Origin of the sequence: Streptomyces sp. NPDC046862 (assembly GCF_040704615.1) — a bacterium.
Lineage (GTDB): Bacteria > Actinomycetota > Actinomycetes > Streptomycetales > Streptomycetaceae > Streptomyces.
Map to the genome: position 1 here is coordinate 54,421 of NZ_JBEYXP010000019.1, position 18,058 is coordinate 72,478.

At 71.8% G+C, this 18,058-nt stretch carries 17 protein-coding genes and 1 riboswitch; of the genes, 8 read left to right on the forward strand and 9 right to left on the reverse strand.

Translation table 11 applies throughout. The annotated features are described in order from the left end of the window. Positions 1-12: 12 nt before the first annotated feature. Positions 13-960: a decaprenyl-phosphate phosphoribosyltransferase gene (locus AB0959_RS22050; protein WP_366828133.1), complete on the reverse strand. Its 948-nt coding sequence runs from the start codon at positions 958-960 to the stop codon at positions 13-15. Further along, a complete protein-coding gene (locus AB0959_RS22055; RefSeq protein ID WP_366828134.1) occupies positions 953-1,567 on the reverse strand; it encodes a phosphatase PAP2 family protein in 615 nt (204 codons plus the stop codon). Before AB0959_RS22055 ends, AB0959_RS22050 begins: the two co-directional genes overlap by 8 nt. A 156-nt stretch (positions 1,568-1,723) precedes the next feature. Here AB0959_RS22055 and AB0959_RS22060 point away from each other — a divergent pair, with 156 nt between their 5' ends. Both AB0959_RS22060 and AB0959_RS22065 read left to right on the forward strand, forming a co-directional pair. After that, on the forward strand, positions 1,724-3,109 hold the full coding sequence (locus AB0959_RS22060) for an FAD-binding oxidoreductase (RefSeq protein WP_366828135.1): 1,386 nt from the start codon (positions 1,724-1,726) through the stop codon (positions 3,107-3,109). Between the two features lie 34 nt (positions 3,110-3,143). Then, on the forward strand, positions 3,144-3,899 hold the full coding sequence (locus AB0959_RS22065; RefSeq protein WP_366828137.1) for a decaprenylphospho-beta-D-erythro-pentofuranosid-2-ulose 2-reductase: 756 nt from the start codon (positions 3,144-3,146) through the stop codon (positions 3,897-3,899). A gap of 128 nt (positions 3,900-4,027) precedes the next feature. On the opposite strand, the gene AB0959_RS22070 is transcribed toward AB0959_RS22065, so the two are convergent. From AB0959_RS22070 to AB0959_RS22080, 3 genes are all read right to left on the reverse strand, one after another. Then, positions 4,028-4,624, reverse strand: coding sequence for a 2'-5' RNA ligase family protein (locus AB0959_RS22070; RefSeq protein ID WP_366828138.1), 597 nt, complete (start codon positions 4,622-4,624; stop codon positions 4,028-4,030). 165 nt (positions 4,625-4,789) lie between these two features. After that, a complete protein-coding gene (gene trpS, locus AB0959_RS22075; RefSeq protein ID WP_366828139.1) occupies positions 4,790-5,803 on the reverse strand; it encodes a tryptophan--tRNA ligase in 1,014 nt (337 codons plus the stop codon). A gap of 248 nt (positions 5,804-6,051) precedes the next feature. After that, entirely contained in the window at positions 6,052-7,506 is a 1,455-nt protein-coding gene (locus tag AB0959_RS22080) for a glycine hydroxymethyltransferase (protein ID WP_366828140.1), read from the reverse strand. Between the two features lie 32 nt (positions 7,507-7,538). Next, a riboswitch (ZMP/ZTP riboswitch) is annotated at positions 7,539-7,645 on the reverse strand. 105 nt (positions 7,646-7,750) lie between these two features. Here AB0959_RS22080 and rocD point away from each other — a divergent pair. Next, entirely contained in the window at positions 7,751-8,968 is a 1,218-nt protein-coding gene (gene rocD / locus AB0959_RS22085; protein WP_366828141.1) for an ornithine--oxo-acid transaminase, read from the forward strand. Between the two features lie 24 nt (positions 8,969-8,992). Here the strand turns inward: rocD and AB0959_RS22090 are convergent, their stop codons facing one another. From AB0959_RS22090 to AB0959_RS22100, 3 genes are all read right to left on the reverse strand, one after another. Further along, a complete protein-coding gene (locus AB0959_RS22090) occupies positions 8,993-10,177 on the reverse strand; it encodes a glutathionylspermidine synthase family protein (protein ID WP_366828142.1) in 1,185 nt (394 codons plus the stop codon). Positions 10,178-10,206: 29 nt separating this feature from the next. Then, complete coding sequence (locus AB0959_RS22095; RefSeq protein WP_366828143.1) at positions 10,207-10,581, reverse strand: hypothetical protein; 375 nt, start codon at positions 10,579-10,581, stop codon at positions 10,207-10,209. A 142-nt stretch (positions 10,582-10,723) separates the two neighbouring features. Then, entirely contained in the window at positions 10,724-12,142 is a 1,419-nt protein-coding gene (locus AB0959_RS22100; RefSeq protein ID WP_366828144.1) for a PLP-dependent aminotransferase family protein, read from the reverse strand. A 47-nt stretch (positions 12,143-12,189) separates the two neighbouring features. Between AB0959_RS22100 and AB0959_RS22105 the strand changes: the two genes are divergently transcribed. From AB0959_RS22105 to AB0959_RS22120, 4 genes are all read left to right on the forward strand, one after another. Continuing rightward, positions 12,190-12,705: a carboxymuconolactone decarboxylase family protein gene (locus AB0959_RS22105; RefSeq protein ID WP_366828145.1), complete on the forward strand. Its 516-nt coding sequence runs from the start codon at positions 12,190-12,192 to the stop codon at positions 12,703-12,705. Next, positions 12,702-13,154, forward strand: a complete 453-nt coding sequence (locus AB0959_RS22110) for a carboxymuconolactone decarboxylase family protein (protein ID WP_366828146.1) — start codon at positions 12,702-12,704, stop codon at positions 13,152-13,154. Before AB0959_RS22105 ends, AB0959_RS22110 begins: the two co-directional genes overlap by 4 nt. A gap of 23 nt (positions 13,155-13,177) precedes the next feature. Further along, positions 13,178-13,900: an isocitrate lyase/phosphoenolpyruvate mutase family protein gene (locus AB0959_RS22115; protein ID WP_366828241.1), complete on the forward strand. Its 723-nt coding sequence runs from the start codon at positions 13,178-13,180 to the stop codon at positions 13,898-13,900. Positions 13,901-13,981: 81 nt separating this feature from the next. Further along, positions 13,982-14,842 (forward strand): DMT family transporter, encoded by an 861-nt coding sequence (locus AB0959_RS22120; protein ID WP_366828242.1) that lies wholly within the window; start codon positions 13,982-13,984, stop codon positions 14,840-14,842. Positions 14,843-14,957: 115 nt separating this feature from the next. Here the strand turns inward: AB0959_RS22120 and AB0959_RS22125 are convergent, their stop codons facing one another. Further along, positions 14,958-15,482: a hypothetical protein gene (locus AB0959_RS22125; RefSeq protein WP_366828147.1), complete on the reverse strand. Its 525-nt coding sequence runs from the start codon at positions 15,480-15,482 to the stop codon at positions 14,958-14,960. Positions 15,483-15,672: 190 nt separating this feature from the next. Between AB0959_RS22125 and AB0959_RS22130 the strand changes: the two genes are divergently transcribed. Further along, positions 15,673-18,033 carry an LPXTG cell wall anchor domain-containing protein gene (locus AB0959_RS22130; protein ID WP_366828148.1) on the forward strand — a complete coding sequence of 787 codons (2,361 nt, stop codon included), beginning with the start codon at positions 15,673-15,675 and terminating at the stop codon, positions 18,031-18,033. Positions 18,034-18,058: the final 25 nt, after the last annotated feature.

The following is an 18,058-nucleotide window of genomic DNA, read 5'->3' on the forward strand; positions in this document are numbered from 1 at the left end:
GAAGGGGTGCGCTCACCAATCGGCCACCGCCAGGCCGTACATCGCGAGCCACACCACCGCGATGAGCGCGAGCGCGCGGTCGCGGAGCACCACGTCCTCCGGCTCGCCCGCGGTGCCGCGGTCGGCGAAGACGGCGTACCTGAGGACCGCCAGGACGAACGCGACCACGGAGAGTTGGCGCCAGGGCAGCAGGCCCGTGCCCGGCGTCCCGTCCCCCTCCAGGGCCCACAGGCAGTAGCCGAGCACGGCGACCCCCGCGGCCAGCTGCCACACGAAGCGCAGGTAGCCGGTGGTGTACTCGGTGAGGAGGACTCGCGTGGCGCCGCCCTTCCCTGCCATCTGGACTGCCTCGGAGTACCGCTTGGCGGCGACCATGAACAGCGCGCCGAAGCCCGTCGTGATCAGGAACCAGCGCGAGAGCGGGATGCCGAGCGCCGGCCCGCCGATCATCGCCCGCATCAGGAACCCGGTCGTGACGACGACGAGGTCGACGACGAGGACGTGCTTGAGGCTGACGCAGTAGGCGAGTTGGAGCCCGAGGTACGCGGCGAGCAGGGCCGAGGTGTACGGCGAGCAGAGCCAGACGGCGGCGGTGGGCGCGAGGACGGCGAGGGTGCCCCCGACGGCGTACGCGACCGGTACGGGGACCTGGCCGGCGGCGACCGGGCGGTGGCGCTTGACGGGGTGGGCGCGGTCGGCCTCGGCGTCCAGGGCGTCGTTGACGAGGTAGACGGCGGCCGCGCAGGCGGTGAACAGGACGAAGACGAGGGGGAGTTGGGTGAGGGCGCGGACGGAGAACAGTTCCCCGGCGGACGCGGGGGCGGCCACGACGAGGACGTTCTTGAGCCACTGGCGGGGGCGGGCGGTCCTGAGGAGACCGAGGGCGAGGCTTCGGGACGCGGGCGCGCGGGCGGGGGCGGCTGCCGGGCGTGGTTCGAGGAGCGTCGTGGGTTCAGCCATAGCCACCGCCCGCCGCCGCGGGCGCGGCCGGGGCAACGCGCGTGGCGGACGTCGAGGCCGTGGACGCCGCCGTCCCGGTCATCCAACGGACCCCGAGCCGCGCCGTGGCCGCCCCGAGGGCCGCGCCCGCCGCCACGTCCGACGGGTAGTGCACGCCGGCCACCAGCCGCGAGACGCACATCGCGGCGGCCAGCGGCGCCACGAGGGAGCCGAGGAGGGGCGCGCGAGGCGCGCGGAGCGCCCCGTACGCCACCGCCGCCGCCACCGCCGCACTCGCGTGCGAGCTGGGGAAGGAGTGCCGGCCGGCGGTACGGACCCGGGGCTCGACGTGGACGGGCCGGGGGCGCCGCACCAGCCGTTTCACCCCGATGCCTGCCAGGTGCGCGCCCGCGGTCAGCGCGGTTCCGCGCAGCCAGGCGCCGCGTCGCTCCCGGTCGGCGGCGGCACCGGCCAGGCCCGCCGCGAGCCACAGGGCGCCGTGTTCCCCGGCGCGGGACAGGGCACGCGCGGCCAGGGCGACCCGTGGGTCGGCGCCGTACCCGTGGAGCACCGCGAGGAGCCGCCGGTCCAGGTCGCGGACGTCGCCGCCAGCGTCAACATCGTCCATGCGACATCACTCTTCTAGGGAGGCGGTCCAGAATTACGGCAATCTTGACCGACATCCCATTAATCACCCATTTTGGTGAGGGGCACGGAGCGACGCGGTACAGCGATCGCGACGATATGCCCCTTGTGTTCCTTTGGTGGCGATACGGTCGCGGGCATGCCCGCCGACACGGTCCCTCCCGCGGTCGCCGTCCCCGTCACCGGCTGGGGCCGCACCGCACCCACCGCCGCCCGCCTGATCCGCCCGCGCACCTACGAGGAGGCCGCGGCCGCCGTCCGGGCGTGCGGGGCGCATGGGGCGCGTGGGGGGATCGCACGGGGGCTCGGGCGGGCGTACGGGGACGCGGCACAGAACGCCGGCGGAGCCGTGCTGGACATGACGGGTCTGGACCGTGTCCACGCCATCGACGTGGACGGCGGGACCGTGCTCTGCGACGCGGGTGTCTCCCTGCACCGGCTGATGGAGGTCCTGCTGCCGCTGGGCTGGTTCGTGCCGGTCACGCCCGGGACGCGGTACGTCACGGTCGGCGGCGCGATCGGCGCGGACGTCCACGGCAAGAACCACCACGTCTCGGGCTCGTTCTCGCGTCATGTGCTGTCCCTGGAGCTGCTGACGGCGGACGGCGGGATCCGTACCGTGAGCCGCGGGACGCCCCTGTTCGAGGCGACGGCGGGCGGCATGGGCCTGACCGGTGTGATCCTCAACGCGACCGTACGGCTGCTGCCGGTGGAGACCTCGCTGATGTCGGTCGACACGGAACGGGTCCGCGACCTGGACGACCTGATGGCCCGCCTCACCCTGACGGACGACCGCTACCGCTACTCCGTCGCCTGGATCGACCTCCTCGCGCGCGGCACCTCGACGGGCCGCGCGGTCCTGACCCGCGGCGACCACGCGCCCCTGGACGCGCTGCCCCCTCGCGCGCGGAGAACTCCGCTGCGGTTCCGGACGCGGGGGCTCCCGGCCCTCCCCGTCCCCGCCCACGTCCCTGAAGGGCTTCTGAACCGGACGACCGTGGGTGTCTTCAACGCGCTCTGGTACCGCAAGGCGCCCCCCGCGCGCACGGGCGAACTGCAACGCATCGCCACCTTCTTCCACCCCCTCGACGGGGTCCCCCACTGGAACCGCGTCTACGGCAGGTCCGGCTTCGTCCAGTACCAGTTCGTCGTCGGGTACGGGCGCGAAGAGGCCCTGCGGCGGATCGTGGAGCGGATCTCGCGCCACCGCTGCCCGTCCTTCCTCGCCGTGCTGAAACGCTTCGGGGAGGGCGATCCGGGGTGGCTGTCCTTCCCGATGCCCGGCTGGACGCTCGCGCTGGACCTCCCCGCCGGCCTGCCGGGCCTCGCCGCCCTCCTCGACGAACTGGACGAGGAGGTCGCGGCGGCGGAGGGCCGTGTGTACCTGGCGAAGGACGCCCGGCTGCGGCCGGAGCTGCTGGCGGCCATGTACCCCCGGCTGGCCGAATTCCGGGAACTGCGCCGGACGTTGGACCCACGCGGCGTCTTCGTGTCGGACCTGGCCCGCCGCCTCGATCTCCAGTGACCCCCTTATCCCTCGCTGACTCACGGGAGCTGTCATGAAGGACGCCTTCGGTATCCCCCAGTCCCTGCTGGTCCTCGGCGGCACGTCGGACATCGCGCTGGCCACCGCGCGCCGGCTGATCACCCGCCGTACCCGCACGGTGTGGCTGGCCGGACGCCCCTCGCCCGAACTGGACGACGCGGCCGCACACCTGCGCGCACTGGGCGCCGACGTGCACACCCTCGCCTTCGACGCGCTCGACCCCGCCTCCCACGACACGGCCCTCGGCAAGGTGTTCGCCGAGGGCGACGTGGACATGGTGCTGCTGGCCTTCGGGGTGCTGGGCGACCAGGCGAACGACGAGCGGGACCCGCTGGCCGCGGTGCGCGTCGCCCAGACCAACTACACGGGCGCGGTCTCCGCCGGGCTCGTGTGCGCACGGGCGCTCCAGGACCAGGGGCACGGCTCGCTCGTGGTGCTGTCGTCGGTCGCGGGCGAGCGGGCCCGCCGCTCCCACTTCATCTACGGCTCCAGCAAGGCCGGCCTCGACGCCTTCACCCAGGGCCTCGGCGACGCCCTGCACGGCACGGGTGTCCACGTCATGGTCGTCCGCCCCGGCTTCGTACGGTCCCGCATGACCGCCGGCCTCCCGGAGGCCCCCCTGGCGACGACCCCGGAGGCGGTCGCCACCGCGATCGAGCTGGGCCTGCGCCGCCGGTCGGAGACGGTGTGGGTGCCCGGGGCACTGCGCTGGGTGATGTCGGCGCTCCGGCACGTACCGCGGTCGCTGTTCAGGAGGCTGCCGCTGTAGCGCCCCAAAGGGGCGCGGGGCTGTGTTGGATATGCGGCTCCGCCGCGATGGGGGTCCCCCCGGGTTCGAGCGAAGCCGAGAACTTGGGGGAGCGACCAGCCACTACGGACCCGCAGCCGCGAAAAACGTCAGCCGCCCCACCCGAGGCGCTCCCCGCCCACCCCGCGGAGCGTCGGCGGCGCCGCCTGTGGCGGGACGACAACCCCGCCGAACACGAACTCCCTGAGCTTGCGCCACACCCCGTCCGCGCCCTGTTCGTACAGCGCGAACCCGGTGCAGGGCCACTCCGCCTCGTACTCCGACAGTTCCTCGTACGCCCGGTCCATCGCCTCGTCGGGGATGCCGTGCGCCACCGTGACGTGCGGGTGGTACGGGAAGGCCAGCTCGCGCGCCACCGGACCCGAGGCGTCCCGGACCTGCTTCTGCAGCCAAGTGCAGGCCTCGGCCCCCTCGGCGACCTGCACGAACACGACGGGCGACAGCGGCCGGAACGTCCCCGTGCCCGACAGCCTCATCAGGAAGGGGCGCCCGGCGGCCGCGACCTCCGTCAGATGGTCCTCGATCGCGGGCAGCGCGGAGTCGTCGACCTCGGTCGGCGGCAGCAGGGTGACGTGGGTGGGAATGCCGGAAGCCGCGGGGTCGCCGAAGCCCGCGCGCTGCTCCTGGAGCAGGCTGCCGTGAGGCTCCGGGACCGCGATCGAGACACCGATCGTTACGGTCCCCACGTCGTCTCCTGTCGTCTGGTGTCGTCTGATGTCGTGCGTGCGGTCGGTTGTGGTCTGTCTCCGTGCCCGTGCCGTGTCCCTGCCGTCAGCGGGCAGGGGTGACTGCCGCTCGTGTTATCGACTGTACGGTGGCGCGGCTCGGTGCGGGGAGGGCGGCCGGGCGGCTCAGTGCTTGGCGGGCAGGAAGCCGACCCTGTCGTACGTCTGCGCGAGTGTCTCCGCCGCGACACCGCGCGCCTTCTCTGCGCCCTTGGCCAGGATCGAGTCGAGCGTCTCGGGGTCGTCCAGGTACTGCTGGGTGCGCTCCCGGAACGGGGTCACGAACTCGGTCATGACCTCGGCGAGGTCCGTCTTGAGCGCACCGTAGCCCTTGCCGGCGTACTTCTCCTCCAGTTCCGGGATTCCGGCCCCGGTGAGGGTCGAGTAGATGGTCAGCAGGTTGCTGACACCCGGCTTGTTCTCGGCGTCGTAGCGGATGACCGTGTCGGTGTCGGTGACCGCGCTCTTCACCTTCTTGGCCGTCATCTTGGGCTCGTCGAGCAGGTTGATCAGCCCCTTCGGGGTCGATGCCGACTTGCTCATCTTGATCGACGGGTCCTGAAGGTCGTAGATCTTCGCCGTCTCCTTCAGGATGTACGGCTTCGGCAGGGTGAAGGTCTGCCCGAAGCGGCCGTTGAAGCGCTCGGCGAGGTCGCGGGTCAGCTCGATGTGCTGGCGCTGGTCCTCACCGACGGGGACCTCGTTGGCCTGGTAGAGCAGGATGTCCGCGACCTGGAGGATCGGGTACGTGAAGAGGCCGACGCTCGCCCGTTCGGCACCCTGCTTGGCGGACTTGTCCTTGAACTGGGTCATGCGGCTCGCCTCGCCGAAGCCGGTGAGGCAGTTCATGATCCAGGCGAGCTGCGCGTGCTCGGGGACGTGGCTCTGGACGAAGAGGGTGCACCGCTCGGGGTCGAGCCCCGCGGCGAGCAGCTGGGCGGCGGCGAGCCGGGTGTTGGCGCGCAGCTCCGCCGGGTCCTGCGGAATGGTGATGGCGTGCAGGTCGACGACCATGTAGAACGCGTCGTGGGACTCCTGCAGGGCCACCCACTGGCGCACGGCACCGAGGTAGTTGCCGAGGTGGAACGAGCCTGCGGTGGGCTGGATTCCGGAGAGGACCCGGGGTCGATCAGAGGCCATGCTCACCATTCTCTCAGGTGTGGGGGCCCGCTCCGGAACTGGTCTGAAACAGATGTGCCACAGGCGGGGACGGATACTCCTCGATCAGGCCGGTGCGAGCTGGTACGGGCTCACCGCCGTGAGACGAGGAACACACCGCACCGCCACCTCCTGAGGCGCGCCTCCGACACGCCGCGCGGCGGCCCCGGCCGGAGCCGGGACCGCCGCGGGAGTCACGCCAGGAGCCGAGGGGGCCGCTCGGGCTTGCCTCAGCCGAGGTCGATCTCCGGGTAGAGCGGGAAGCCGGCCACGAGGTCGGTGGCGCGGTGGGAGATCTCGTCCGCGACCTTGGCGTCGAGGATGTGCTGGGCCTTGGAGGGGGCGCCCGACTTGGTGGTGCCGGGCTCCGTGGTGGTCAGGACGCGGTCGATGAGACCGGCGACCTCGTCCATCTCGGCGGTGCCCAGGCCACGGGTGGTCAGCGCGGGGGTGCCGATGCGGATGCCGGAGGTGTACCAGGCGCCGTTCGGGTCGGCGGGGATGGCGTTGCGGTTGGTGACGATGCCCGAGTCGAGCAGCGCGGACTCGGCCTGGCGGCCGGTGAGGCCGTAGGACGTGGCGACGTCGATCAGGTTGAGGTGGTTGTCGGTGCCGCCGGTGACCAGGGTGGCGCCGCGGCGCGTCAGGCCCTCGGCGAGGGCGCGGGCGTTGTCGACGATGCGCTGGGCGTAGTCCTGGAAGGCGGGCTGCCGTGCCTCGGCCAGGGCGACGGCCTTCGCGGCCATGACGTGCGGGAGCGGGCCGCCGAGGACCATCGGGCAGCCGCGGTCGACCTGGTCCTTGAGGGAGTCGTCGCACAGGACCATGCCGCCGCGCGGGCCGCGCAGCGACTTGTGGGTGGTCGTGGTGACGATCTGGGCGTGCGGGACCGGGTCGAAGTCGCCCGTGAGGACCTTGCCCGCGACCAGGCCGGCGAAGTGCGCCATGTCCACCATCAGCGTGGCGCCGACCTCGTCGGCGATCTCGCGCATGATCCGGAAGTTCACCAGACGGGGGTACGCCGAGTAGCCGGCGACGATGATCAGCGGCTTGAACTCACGGGCGCTGGCGCGCAGGGCCTCGTAGTCGATCAGACCCGTGGCCGGGTCGGTGCCGTAGGAGCGCTGGTCGAACATCTTGCCGGAGATGTTCGGGCGGAAGCCGTGGGTGAGGTGGCCGCCGGCGTCCAGGGACATGCCGAGCATGCGCTGGTTGCCGAAGGCCTGGCGCAGCTCGGCCCAGTCGGCCTCGGAGAGGTCGTTGACCTGGCGGGCGCCGGTCTTCTCCAGGAAGGGGGCCTCGACGCGGTCGGCGAGGACGGCCCAGAAGGCGACGAGGTTGGCGTCGATGCCGGAGTGCGGCTGGACGTAGGCGTGGCGGGCGCCGAAGAGCTCGCGGGCGTGCTCGGCGGCGAGGCCCTCGACGGTGTCGACGTTGCGGCAGCCGGCGTAGAAGCGGCGGCCGATGGTGCCCTCGGCGTACTTGTCGCTGAACCAGTTGCCCATGGCCAGGAGGGTGGCCGGGGAGGCGTAGTTCTCGGAGGCGATCAGCTTGAGCATCTCGCGCTGGTCGGCGACCTCCTGCCCGATGGCGTCGGCGACGCGGGGCTCCACGGCCCTGATGACGTCGAGGGCGCTGCGGAAGGCGGTGGACTCGGTGGAGAGAGGCGCAGAGTTGTCGGACATTGAGGACCTCCGGACGTGGCGTTCGGCGTTCACGGTACGGCCCAGGCGCACGGCACTCGGTTCTCGGGCCGCTTCCCGATGGTCGGTCCCATCCTCGGACCCTGCGTAAGGGTCCAGCGCGCCAGTCACGGCCCGCCGCTCACCCTACCGGGCGCTCCGGATCAGCGGGTTCGCGCGTCCATCATGCGAGCGTCGCGGGGAGCGACGATAGGAAGGGGCAGGAAGGGGAGCGAAGGGAGGCGCCGTGGCTGCCTCGGAGAGCGCCACGGAGCGGTTGATCGCCGCGGCCGAGGCGCACAGCGCGCACACCTACCACCCGTTGCCGGTGGTGGTGGCGTCGGCGGACGGGGCGTGGATGACGGACGTGGAGGGGCGCCGGTACCTGGACCTGCTGGCGGGGTACTCGGCGCTGAACTTCGGCCACGGCAACCGGCGACTGGTTCAGGCGGCGCGGGCCCAGCTGGAGCGGGTGACGCTGACGTCGAGGGCGTTCCACCACGACCGGTTCGCGGAGTTCTGCGAGCGGCTCGCCCAGCTGTGCGGCATGGAGATGGTGCTGCCGATGAACACGGGCGTGGAGGCGGTGGAGACCGCCGTGAAGACGGCCCGGAAGTGGGGGTACCGGGTCAAGGGCGTGCCCGACGGGCGGGCGAGGATCGTGGTCGCGGACGGCAACTTCCACGGCCGTACGACGACGGTCGTCGGCTTCTCCACCGATCCTGAGGCCCGCGCGGACTTCGGCCCGTACACACCGGGCTTCGACGTCGTGCCGTACGGGGACTCGGCCGCGCTGCGCGCCGCGGTCACCGAGGACACGGTCGCCGTGCTGCTGGAGCCCGTCCAGGGCGAGGCGGGGGTGCGGGTGCCGCCGCCCGGCTATCTGGCGGACGTACGGGAGGTGACGCGGGAGCGGAACGTGCTGTTCGTCGCCGACGAGATCCAGTCGGGGCTCGGCCGGACCGGGCGGACCTTCGCCTGCGAGCACGAGGGCGTCGTACCGGACGTGTACGTGCTGGGGAAGGCGCTCGGCGGCGGGATCGTGCCCGTGTCGGCGGTGGTGTCGTCGCGGGCGGTGCTCGGGGTGTTCCGGCCCGGTGAGCACGGGTCGACGTTCGGCGGGAACCCACTGGCCTGTGCGGTGGCGCTGGAGGTGATCGCGATGCTGCGGTCGGGCGAGTTCCAGCGGCGGGCGGCCCGGCTGGGCGAGCATCTGCACCAGGAGCTCGGCCGGTTGGCGGACACGGGACAGCTGACCGAGGTGCGGGGACGCGGGCTGTGGGCGGGGGTCGACGTCGCCCCGGAGTACGGCACCGGCCGTGAGGTCTCCGAGAGGCTGATGGACCGGGGCGTCCTGGTGAAGGACACCCACGGTGCCACCCTGCGCATCGCCCCTCCCCTGGTCATCGGCGAGGAGGACCTGGACTGGGGGCTCGCCCAACTCCGTGCGGTGCTGGGCGGGTAGTTCCCGGCCCTCGGCGAGCCTTCCTCAGAGGATCACGTGCGGCAGGAACCGCGCGTACTCGTCCGTGACGAGCCCCGACGACTCGCGGATGCCGAGCCCCGCCGACTCGTTCTCCACGACCCACGCGCCCAGGACCACACGGTTGCCGTCGAAGGACGGCAGAGGCGCCAACTCCTGGTAGCAGCACGGTTCGTCGCGGACGACGGGGTCGGCGCCCGGCTCGTGCACCGTCACTCCCGCGCCCTCCCGGCCGAGCAGCGGCTTGGCCACGTACCCGTTGCCGGAGGCCAGCTCGCGGGGCCCGTCCAGGTGGGCGGGGAGCAGGTTCGGGTGGCCCGGGTACAGCTCCCACAGCACCGCCAGGAGGGCCTTGTTGCTGAGGAGCATCTTCCAGGCGGGCTCGATCCACAGCGTGGTGCCCGTGCCGCCGCCGTTGTCGAGGGTGGCGAGGACGTGCGGGGCGAAGCGGTCGGTGGTGAGCCACTCCCAGGGGTACAGCTTGAAGACGCTGCGGATGAAGCGGAGCTTCTTGTCGACGAAGCGGCCGGAGAGGCGGTCCCAGCCGATGTCCTCCACGGAGATCCAGTCGGTGTCGAGGCCGGCCTGTTCGGCGGTCTCCTTCAGGTAGGCGACCGTCATCAGGTCCTCGCCGAGCTCGTCGCCCGCCGAGTGGGCGAAGTAGAGCGGGCCGCCCGGCGGGAGCAGGGCGGACTGCTTCCTCCAGGCGTCGACGAGGCGTTCGTGGAGGGAGTTCCACTGGTCGGCGCCCGGGAAGCGTTCCTCCATCCAGAACCACTGGGGGCTCGCGGCCTCGACGAGCGAGGTCGGGGTGTCGGCGTTGTACTCCAGCAGCTTCGCCGGGCCGGTGCCGTCGTAGCGCAGGTCGAACCGGCCGTAGACGGAGGGGAGTTCGGCCCGGCGGTGCCAGGCCTCGGCGACCAGTTCCACCAGCCGGGGATCGGTGATGCCGAGGTCGGCGAACCGGTCGTGCTCGACGATGTGCGCGGCCGCCGCCAGGCACATGCCGTGCAGTTCCTCGACGACCTCCTCCAGTGCCTCCACCTCGGGCAGCGAGAAGACGTAGTGGGCGCTCTCGTCCCAGTAGGGGCGCAGGGAGTCATCGGGGTAGCGGGTCAGCGGGTAGATGAGCCCCTGTTCCTCGACGGTCTGCTGCCAGCCGGGGCGGGGTTCGATCGTGCGGCGTTCCATGGGCTTGTCGGGTCCGTCCGCGCGTCCGGTCAGCCGCCGCCCGAGCCGGAGCAGCCGAAGCCGTCGCGGTCGACGGCATCGCTGCGGCTGAAGGTGCCGTAGTCGGCGTAGCGGCCGCTGACGTCGGCGTCGTAGTACCAGGCGGCGTCGGTGGTGCTCGTCTTGCCGCCGCTGGTCTTACCGCCGGCTGTCTTGCGCTTCTTGGCGGACGACGTGGAACTCGACCCGGACGACTTGCAGTTCTTGTCGGAGACGACCTTGTAGCCGTTGGCGAAGTCGTAGCTGTCGCGGTCCACGCAGCGGCGGTCCGGTTCGGAGCCGCAGGACGTGAGGGCCGCGGCTATGACGCCCATGCCGCCGAGTACGACCGTGCTGGACCGCAGGCGCCTGCGCTGCTCTGCCATGTTCTCTCCCCCGTCGGGTGTACGTGTGCGGGCCGGAGCGCGGCACGTGACCGGCGTCCGACCGGCGCTCAGACTAGTGATCGAAACCAGCGATTGCCCAACCGGCTCCTCGTACCCGCGTACACGGATCTGGATGCCCGTCCTACGGCAGCACCCTGCACAGGGCGTCCAGCGCCCCCGCCCACGCGTGGTCCGGCGGGGTCCCGTAGCCGACGACCAGGGCGTCCAGCGGGTCGACGGTCGCCCGGTCGTGGCGGTAGCGGGCCAGGCCGTGCACCTCCAGGCCCTGCCAGGCCGCCGCCCGGACGACCGACGCCTCGGTACCGGGCGGGAGCCGGAGCACCGCGTGCAGTCCGGCCGCGATCCCGGTGACGCGGACGTCGGGGGCGTGCTCGCGCAGGGCGTCCACCAGGGCGTCCCGGCGGCGCCGGTAGCGCAGCCGTACGGAGCGCACGTGCCGGTCGTACGCCCCCGATGTGATGAACTCGGCGAGGGTCAGCTGGTCCAGCGCACCGCACGACCAGTCCGTCCCGCCCTTCGCGGTGAGGACCTCGGGGGTGAGGGACGGCGGCAGGACCATCCAGCCCAGGCGCAGTCCGGGCGCCAGGGACTTGCTGGCCGTGCCCAGGTAGACCACGTGGTCGGGGTCGAGGCCCTGCAGCGCGCCGACCGGCTGGCGGTCGTAGCGGAACTCGCCGTCGTAGTCGTCCTCGAAGACCAGGCCGCCGGTGCGGCGGGCCCAGTCGAGCACGGCGGCCCGCCGGTCGGGGTGGAGCGGAACGCCCATGGGGAACTGGTGGGCGGGAGTGAGCAGCACCGCCCGTACGCCGCTGAGGCCGCCCGTCAGGTCGCCGGTCAGTGCCTCGGTCCGGGTGCCGAGTTCGTCGCACGGCAGCGGGACCGTCCCGAGGCCGGCCCGTGCCAGCAGCTTCCAGTGGGCGTCGAGGCCGTACGACTCCACCGCCGGCGCCTGGGCGCCCCGGCGCCGCAGCACCGTGCCGAGCAGCATCAGGGCGTGGGAGATGCCCGAGGCGATCACGATGTGCTCGGGGTCGGCGCGGACCCCGCGGGCCCGGGCCAGGTAGACGGCGAGGGCGGTGCGCAGTTCCACGCGGCCGCGCGGGTCGCCGTAGCCGAGGGCCTCGTGCGGGGCGGAGGTCAGGGCGCGGCGGGCCGCCTTCAGCCACTCCGTGCGCGGGAAGGAGGCCAGGTCGGGGCTGCCGGGGATGAGGTCGTACACCGGGCGGCCCGGCTCCGGGTGGGGCGGGGGCCGGCGGCGCCGCGCGCTCTGCGGGACCGCGCCGTCCGCGACGCGGGTGCCCGAGCCCTGGCGGGCGGTGAGCCAGCCCTCGGCGACGAGGTCGCTGTACGCCTCGGCCACCGTGTTGCGGGCGATCCCGAGGTCGGTGGCGAGAGAACGGGAGGAGGGCAGCCGGGTGCCGGGAGCGAGGCGGCCACTGCGCACCGCCTCCCGGAGCGCGTCCGTCAGCCCCTTGCGCACACCGGATCCGGAGGGCTCGACATGCAGGTCGACGCCATAAGTGGCCCACGGTTTCACCATGGAAATGGACCATACCCCTGGGCTGCCTCGCTCCTAGGGTCGAGGGCATGACGACGACGACCGAGACGACCGACGAGACGAAGACGGAGTACGCCCCCGAGACCGCCCCACGTCTGCCGTGGGCCAAGCTCGCCCCCGACGTCTACAAGGCGATGGTCCGGCTCGACGCGGCCGCCCGGCAGGGCCTCGACGCGACGCTGTACGAGCTGGTGAAGATCCGCGCCTCCCAGATCAACCACTGCGCCTTGTGCCTCGACATGCACACCAAGGACGCGCTGGCAGCGGGCGAGAGGGTCGAACGGATCATCCAGCTCGGTGCCTGGGAGGAGTCACGGCACTTCTACACCGAGAAGGAGCTCGCGGCGCTGGAGCTGACGGAGGCCGTGACGGTCCTGACGGACGGGTTCGTGCCCGACGAGGTGTACGAGAAGGCCGCCCGGCACTTCGAGGAGGCCGAGCTGGCCCAGCTGATCTCCGCGATCGCGGTGATCAACGCGTGGAACCGCTTCGGCGTCACCGCCCGCATGACGCCGGGCCACTACCAGGCGGGACAGCACAAATGACGGTCACCGTCCGGACCCGGCTCCTCGACCCGGCGGTCGCCCAGGCCATGTCGGCGCTGAGCGCGACCGCGAAGAAGGGCCTCGGCGATCCCGCCCTGGCCGAGCTCGTCGTGATCCGGGCCTCGCAGATCAACCACTGCGCCTTCTGCCTCGACATGCACCTCGCCATCGCCCGCAAGCACGGCGTCAGCGAGAAGCAGCTCGACCTCCTGGCCGCCTGGGAGGAGGCCGAGGGCATCTTCGACGAGCGGGAGCGGGCCGCGCTCGCGCTGACGGAGGCCGTGACGGTCCTGACGGAAGGTTTCGTGCCGGACGAGGTGTACGACAGGGCGGCCAAGCACTTCGACGGCACCCAACTCACCCACCTCATCGGGCTGATCGTCGCCATCAACAACTGGAACCGGGTGATGGTCGGCCGCCGGATCCCGCCGGGGGGATACACGCCGTGAGTGCTGTGAACAACGGGAACGACATGAGCGGAGTCGATCTCTTCCGCGCCCTGCATCACGGCCGGACCCCGGAGGACCCGCTGGTCCTGCCGGGCCCGTGGGACGCGGCCAGCGCGCGTGTCCTCGTCGAGGCCGGGTTCCCGGCGCTCGCCACGCCCAGCGCCGGGGTCGCGGCCTCGCTCGGGTACGAGGACGAGGACGTGCCCGCCGACGAGATGTTCGCCGCGGTCGCGCGGATCGTACGGGCCGTGGACGTGCCGGTGTCCGCCGACGTCCGGGACGGGTTCGGGCTGCCGCCGAAGGAACTGGTGGAACGGCTCCTGGAGACCGGTGCCGTGGGCTGCAACCTGGAGGACTCCTGCGGGGACGAACTCAAGGACCCGCGGGAGCACGCCGACTGGCTCGCCGAGGTGCGGGCCGCCGCGGGCGGGGCGCTGTTCGTGAACGCGCGCGTCGACACGTTCGCCCTCGGTGTCTCCGATCCCGGGCGGGCCATCGAGCGGGCCGCGCTGTACGTCGCCGCGGGCGCCGACTGCGTGTACCCGATCGAGGCGCCGCCGGAGGTGCTGCCGCTGCTGCGGTCCGGGATCCAGGGGCCGGTCAACATGGTCGCCCGGCTGGACGGCAAGGGCCCCTCGCCCACCGAACTCGGTGAACTCGGGGCCACTCGCGTCACGTTCGGGCCGGGGCTGCAGCGCTGGGCGGCACTGGCGCTGCGGGGGATGGCCGACCATCTCAGGCGGTAGAGACGCGGGGGTGTTCAGCCCTCAGGGGTTCAGGGGCCCCGGGTTTCGCCGCTCCCCTACAGTCGCTTCGTGCTCTTTGGAATGGTGTGCGCTCTTGGTGCGGCGGTCTGCTTCGGCACGGCGACGGTGTGGCAGGCGATGGCCACGCGGGAGGTGAGCGCCGACGGGGGCTCGGACGCCACGCTGCTGCTGCGGGCGGTGCGGCAGTGGCGGTACGTGGCCGGGCTGGCGCTGGACGGGCTCGGCTTCCTGCTGCAGATCGCGGCGCTGCGGTCGATACCCATCTACGCGGTCGGCGCGGCGCTCGCGTCAAGCCTCGCGGTGACGGCGGTGGTCGCGGCGCGGTTGCTGCGGGTGCGGCTGAGCGGGGTGGAGTGGGGCGCGGTGGCGGTGGTGTGCGTCGGGCTGGCGATGCTCGGGCTGGCGTCCGGGACGGAGGGGAACCGGGGCGGGTCGACGGAGCTGAAGTACGCGATGCTGGGGACGGCCGTGGGGGTCTCGCTGCTGGGAGCGGTCGGCGGGCGGTTGGCGGGGCGCGGGCGGGCGTTGCTTCTCGGGCTGGGGGCGGGCTTCGGTTTCGGTGTGGTGGAGGTGGCGGTCCGGCTGATCGACGGCCTGACGCCGAAGGCCCTGCTCACCAATCCGGCGACCTACGCGCTGCTGATCGGCGCAGGCGCCGCCTTCGTGCTGCTGACCTCCGCCCTCCAACGCGGCTCGGTGACGACGGCCACCGCCGGGATGGTGATCGGCGAGACGATCGGCCCGGCGACGGTGGGCGTGGTGTGGCTGGGGGACCGTACGCGCGAGGGGCTGACGTGGCTGGCGGTGCTGGGGTTCGCCGTCGCGGTGGCGGGGACCTTGCTGCTGGCTCGGTTCGGGGAGACACCGGTCGCCGAGCCGGCCGGCTCCGAGAACACCCACGGCAACGAACCCGCCCGCTGACCGTCCGCCTGCCACGGTCATCACCTCGGCCCCGAAGAAGGCCGGGGCAGCGGCAGGTTGTTGAGGGTCTGCGGAATGCCACTCGCCCGCCCGCATGGTGATCCTCCGCGAGCCCTCAGTCGCGAACGCCGCTCCGCCACTCCTCGAAGTCCTCGAACCATTCGAGCGCGTCCCGCAGCCGGTGGTCAGGACCGACGGCGAACAGGGAGCGGATCTGGGCGGCCGGATCCACGTACGGCCGCGGATCCTCGCCGAGCTCCGCCTCGTCCTCCAGCGCCTCCAACTCCTCGTCCGTCATCGCCTCCAGGGGAATGATCAGGATCGGCTGTCCGCCCGCCGGGAGATCCGGGGGCGGCGTCGTGGGGACGCACCGCCACTGGGCACCAGAGCGGGCGATCAGTGTCTCCCCCAAGTACCAGGCCGCGACCGACAGGAGCGGTCCGTCGGCGGCGGCGTTCGCCTCCTCCCAGGTGGCGAACCGGTCGCGGAGCAGCGCTTCGAGCCGGTCGAGCGAATCGATCGCGAAGTCCCAGCCGCCGCCGTACTCCTCGGCCCACGCCGGAAACGCCTCCCGCTGTGTGGCGAGCCAGGTGTTCAGCCGGGGGTTGTCGGCCCACTCGGGTGTGTCGATCGGGTTCATGGGGGCGAGCGTAAGGGGTGCGTTGCAGAAGACAGTAAGGATTGCGTGTGTAAAGGGATTTGGCGTGCGATAAGCCAAGAAACGACGAGACGCAGTCCCTACTGTGTGGCACCTGGCTGCGCCACTCTTGTCACGGGGGCCCCACGGCGCCGCCAACCACCCACTGGCGGGGCTCCGTTGGAGAACCCACGTGACAACCAGAACCGAACCGGCACCGATACCGGAATCGATACCGATACCGATACCGCACCGCATACAGCGGTGGCGGAACACCGCCCTGGCGCTCGCCTGCACCGGCGCCCTGACCATCACGGGGCTCGCGTCCCTCCAGGGCACCGCGTACGCGGCGAAGGGCAAGACCTGCGCCGCCACGTACAAGCTGAAGGGTGATGCGTCCACCTCCCTGCCCTGGGACGAGGGCATCACCCAACGCGGCGCGGACGACTGGGACAGCTACGGCTACGACGCTCCCCGGCAGGCCCTGGACGGGCTCACCCTGCCTGACGACCCGGTCAAGCAGAAGGAGATCCTCGACACGATCACCAAGCCGTACGGGAGGTATCCCGCGAACAGCCGGGAGCGGGTCCTCGCCCAGTACCGGGACTACCTGAACAAGAACGCCGACAACCCGAAACCCCTGTTCCACACCTTCGCGGACTGGCTGCGCGGCGGCTGGATCCGGCCGAACAACAACAACAGGCGCGGCAACGCCTTCGAGAAGAAGGCGGTCGAGGATCTGGGACTGCTAGGGCCCGACTGGCTCTGCCAGGAGGACGTCCCCATCCTGGACGAGAACGGCAACCCGGTGATGGTGAAGGGAAAACCGCTGGTCCGCAGGTTCGACGCCGTCAACTACAAGACCAAGGAATTCGTCGAGTTCAAGGCGGGCCCCGACCGCGACTCCACCCAGGACTTCGCCAACGAGAAGTTCCTCGAAGACCCGCAGCGCAGCGACGCCCGCATGATCTACGTCAACGGGGAACAGAAGTCCCGCGCCACCACGAGATACCTCGACAGGCTCGCCGCCAAGCCGGGCAACGCCGACCGCGTCCTCAGCTACGAGCACATCTCCGAGGGCGAGCCGCTGTACGAGCCCGGCCCGTACACCGCGGCCGACCCGAACCTGAACACCGGTGAGGTGCCCGGGGGCGCGGCCTCTCAGGTCATCGAGGGGTCCGAGGAGACCCCGCAGGAGATGGCCCACCAGGAGCAGCTCATCAGCGAGGAGGACCCCGAGGGCATGGGCGTCCGCGGACCCGGCGGCGTCGACTTCTCCACCCTCCAACTCTCGTACGTGGGCAAGCCCGTTCGCGGCCGGGCCCTGAACTACGCGTACTCCGCGAACATGGTCGACGAGTCCGCCGGCCTGGGCTACGGCGGTAAGGAGAAGGCGCGGCTCATCTCCGACTCCTTCTTCACCTGGCTGGCGCTGACGCCGGACAAGTTCTGGGTGAACCTCAACCCCGACCAGCCCGACAAGGTCATGGACCACACGTTCGGGAAGACCGACGCGGGCCGCGTCCTGCTCCAGGCCGACCTGCAGATGAAGCACGACTTCGCCAAGGACCTGGACCCGCGCCAGGGCATCGGCCTGCAACTCGTGGACGCGATTCGGCGCGCCGGCCTGCCCTGCGGATCCGTCGAGCGGAACTGGATCGTGCCCAAGCCGGCGCAGGTCCGCGCCGACAGCAACGGCCTCTACATCCTGGCCGCCCCGCTGCAGGTCAACTCCGTCGCGGCCACGGTGAAGACCCCGACCCCGAACAGCTGCGCCCTGTCGGCCGCCCAGCGCCTCACGTACCAGACGCTGGTACGGACGCTCGTCGTCCCGGACATCGAGAAGAAGATCAACACCGCCCCCCAGTACGCGGATCTGCGCCGCGTCTACAGCGCCCGGGTAGCCGCCGAGTACGTCCGTGAGCAGGACCAGCAGCAGGCCACCCAGTACCGGTCGATCATCAACAGCGACAACGTGGCCAAGTGGCCCCTGCGGGGCGCCAACAGCACCTGGACCCCGCGCCAGACGTGGAAGGAGTACTACAAGTCGTTCACTCAGGGCGACTTCAGCTTCGCGTGCGGGCAGAAGGTCTGCGTGCTGGGCGGCGTCGACTTCTCCAAGGCCCCGAAGCGCAACGTCTCCAGCACCCAGTTCAAGGTGGAGCACAAGAACCTGCCGCGCTCCACGAAGACGTCCGCGAGGACGATGACCTCGAGCGCGGACAACCACCAGCTGCTTCTCCTGGGCGGCGGAGTCAAGCCGTCCGGCGGGGGCGGTAGCGGGGGCGGTGGCGGCGGAGGCAGCACGCCGACGCCCACGCCGACCTCCACCGGCAAACCGACCGCCCCGGCAAGCCACACGCCGAGCCCCGGGCACAGCAGCCCGGCACCCGGCAAGTCCGTGCCGTCCACCCCGCCCGAGAAGAGCGGTGGCGGGGGCGGTGGCCTGGCCTCCACCGGCACCGAGGCGCTCGCCCTCGCCGGTATCGCCGCCGCACTCCTCGCAGCCGGCGCCGCCCTCGTCCGGTGGCGACGCCGCAGGACGAGCGGCTGACCTCGGGCCGCCCGTGTCCTACCGC

Excerpts from the sequence above, each read along its gene's own strand:
- AB0959_RS22065 (WP_366828137.1), top strand. The coding sequence starts at position 3,144 with ATGAAGGACGCCTTCGGTATCCCCCAGTCCCTGCTGGTCCTCGGCGGC.
- AB0959_RS22115 (WP_366828241.1), top strand. The coding sequence starts at position 13,178 with ATGAGCGGAGTCGATCTCTTCCGCGCCCTGCATCACGGCCGGACCCCG.
- AB0959_RS22080 (WP_366828140.1), bottom strand. The coding sequence starts at position 7,506 with ATGTCCGACAACTCTGCGCCTCTCTCCACCGAGTCCACCGCCTTCCGC.
- AB0959_RS22050 (WP_366828133.1), bottom strand. The coding sequence starts at position 960 with ATGGCTGAACCCACGACGCTCCTCGAACCACGCCCGGCAGCCGCCCCC.
- AB0959_RS22100 (WP_366828144.1), bottom strand. The coding sequence starts at position 12,142 with ATGGTGAAACCGTGGGCCACTTATGGCGTCGACCTGCATGTCGAGCCC.
- AB0959_RS22090 (WP_366828142.1), bottom strand. The coding sequence starts at position 10,177 with ATGGAACGCCGCACGATCGAACCCCGCCCCGGCTGGCAGCAGACCGTC.
- AB0959_RS22060 (WP_366828135.1), top strand. The coding sequence starts at position 1,724 with ATGCCCGCCGACACGGTCCCTCCCGCGGTCGCCGTCCCCGTCACCGGC.
- AB0959_RS22110 (WP_366828146.1), top strand. The coding sequence starts at position 12,702 with ATGACGGTCACCGTCCGGACCCGGCTCCTCGACCCGGCGGTCGCCCAG.
- trpS (WP_366828139.1), bottom strand. The coding sequence starts at position 5,803 with ATGGCCTCTGATCGACCCCGGGTCCTCTCCGGAATCCAGCCCACCGCA.
- AB0959_RS22120 (WP_366828242.1), top strand. The coding sequence starts at position 13,982 with ATGGTGTGCGCTCTTGGTGCGGCGGTCTGCTTCGGCACGGCGACGGTG.
- AB0959_RS22055 (WP_366828134.1), bottom strand. The coding sequence starts at position 1,567 with ATGGACGATGTTGACGCTGGCGGCGACGTCCGCGACCTGGACCGGCGG.
- AB0959_RS22125 (WP_366828147.1), bottom strand. The coding sequence starts at position 15,482 with ATGAACCCGATCGACACACCCGAGTGGGCCGACAACCCCCGGCTGAAC.
- AB0959_RS22095 (WP_366828143.1), bottom strand. The coding sequence starts at position 10,581 with ATGGCAGAGCAGCGCAGGCGCCTGCGGTCCAGCACGGTCGTACTCGGC.
- AB0959_RS22105 (WP_366828145.1), top strand. The coding sequence starts at position 12,190 with ATGACGACGACGACCGAGACGACCGACGAGACGAAGACGGAGTACGCC.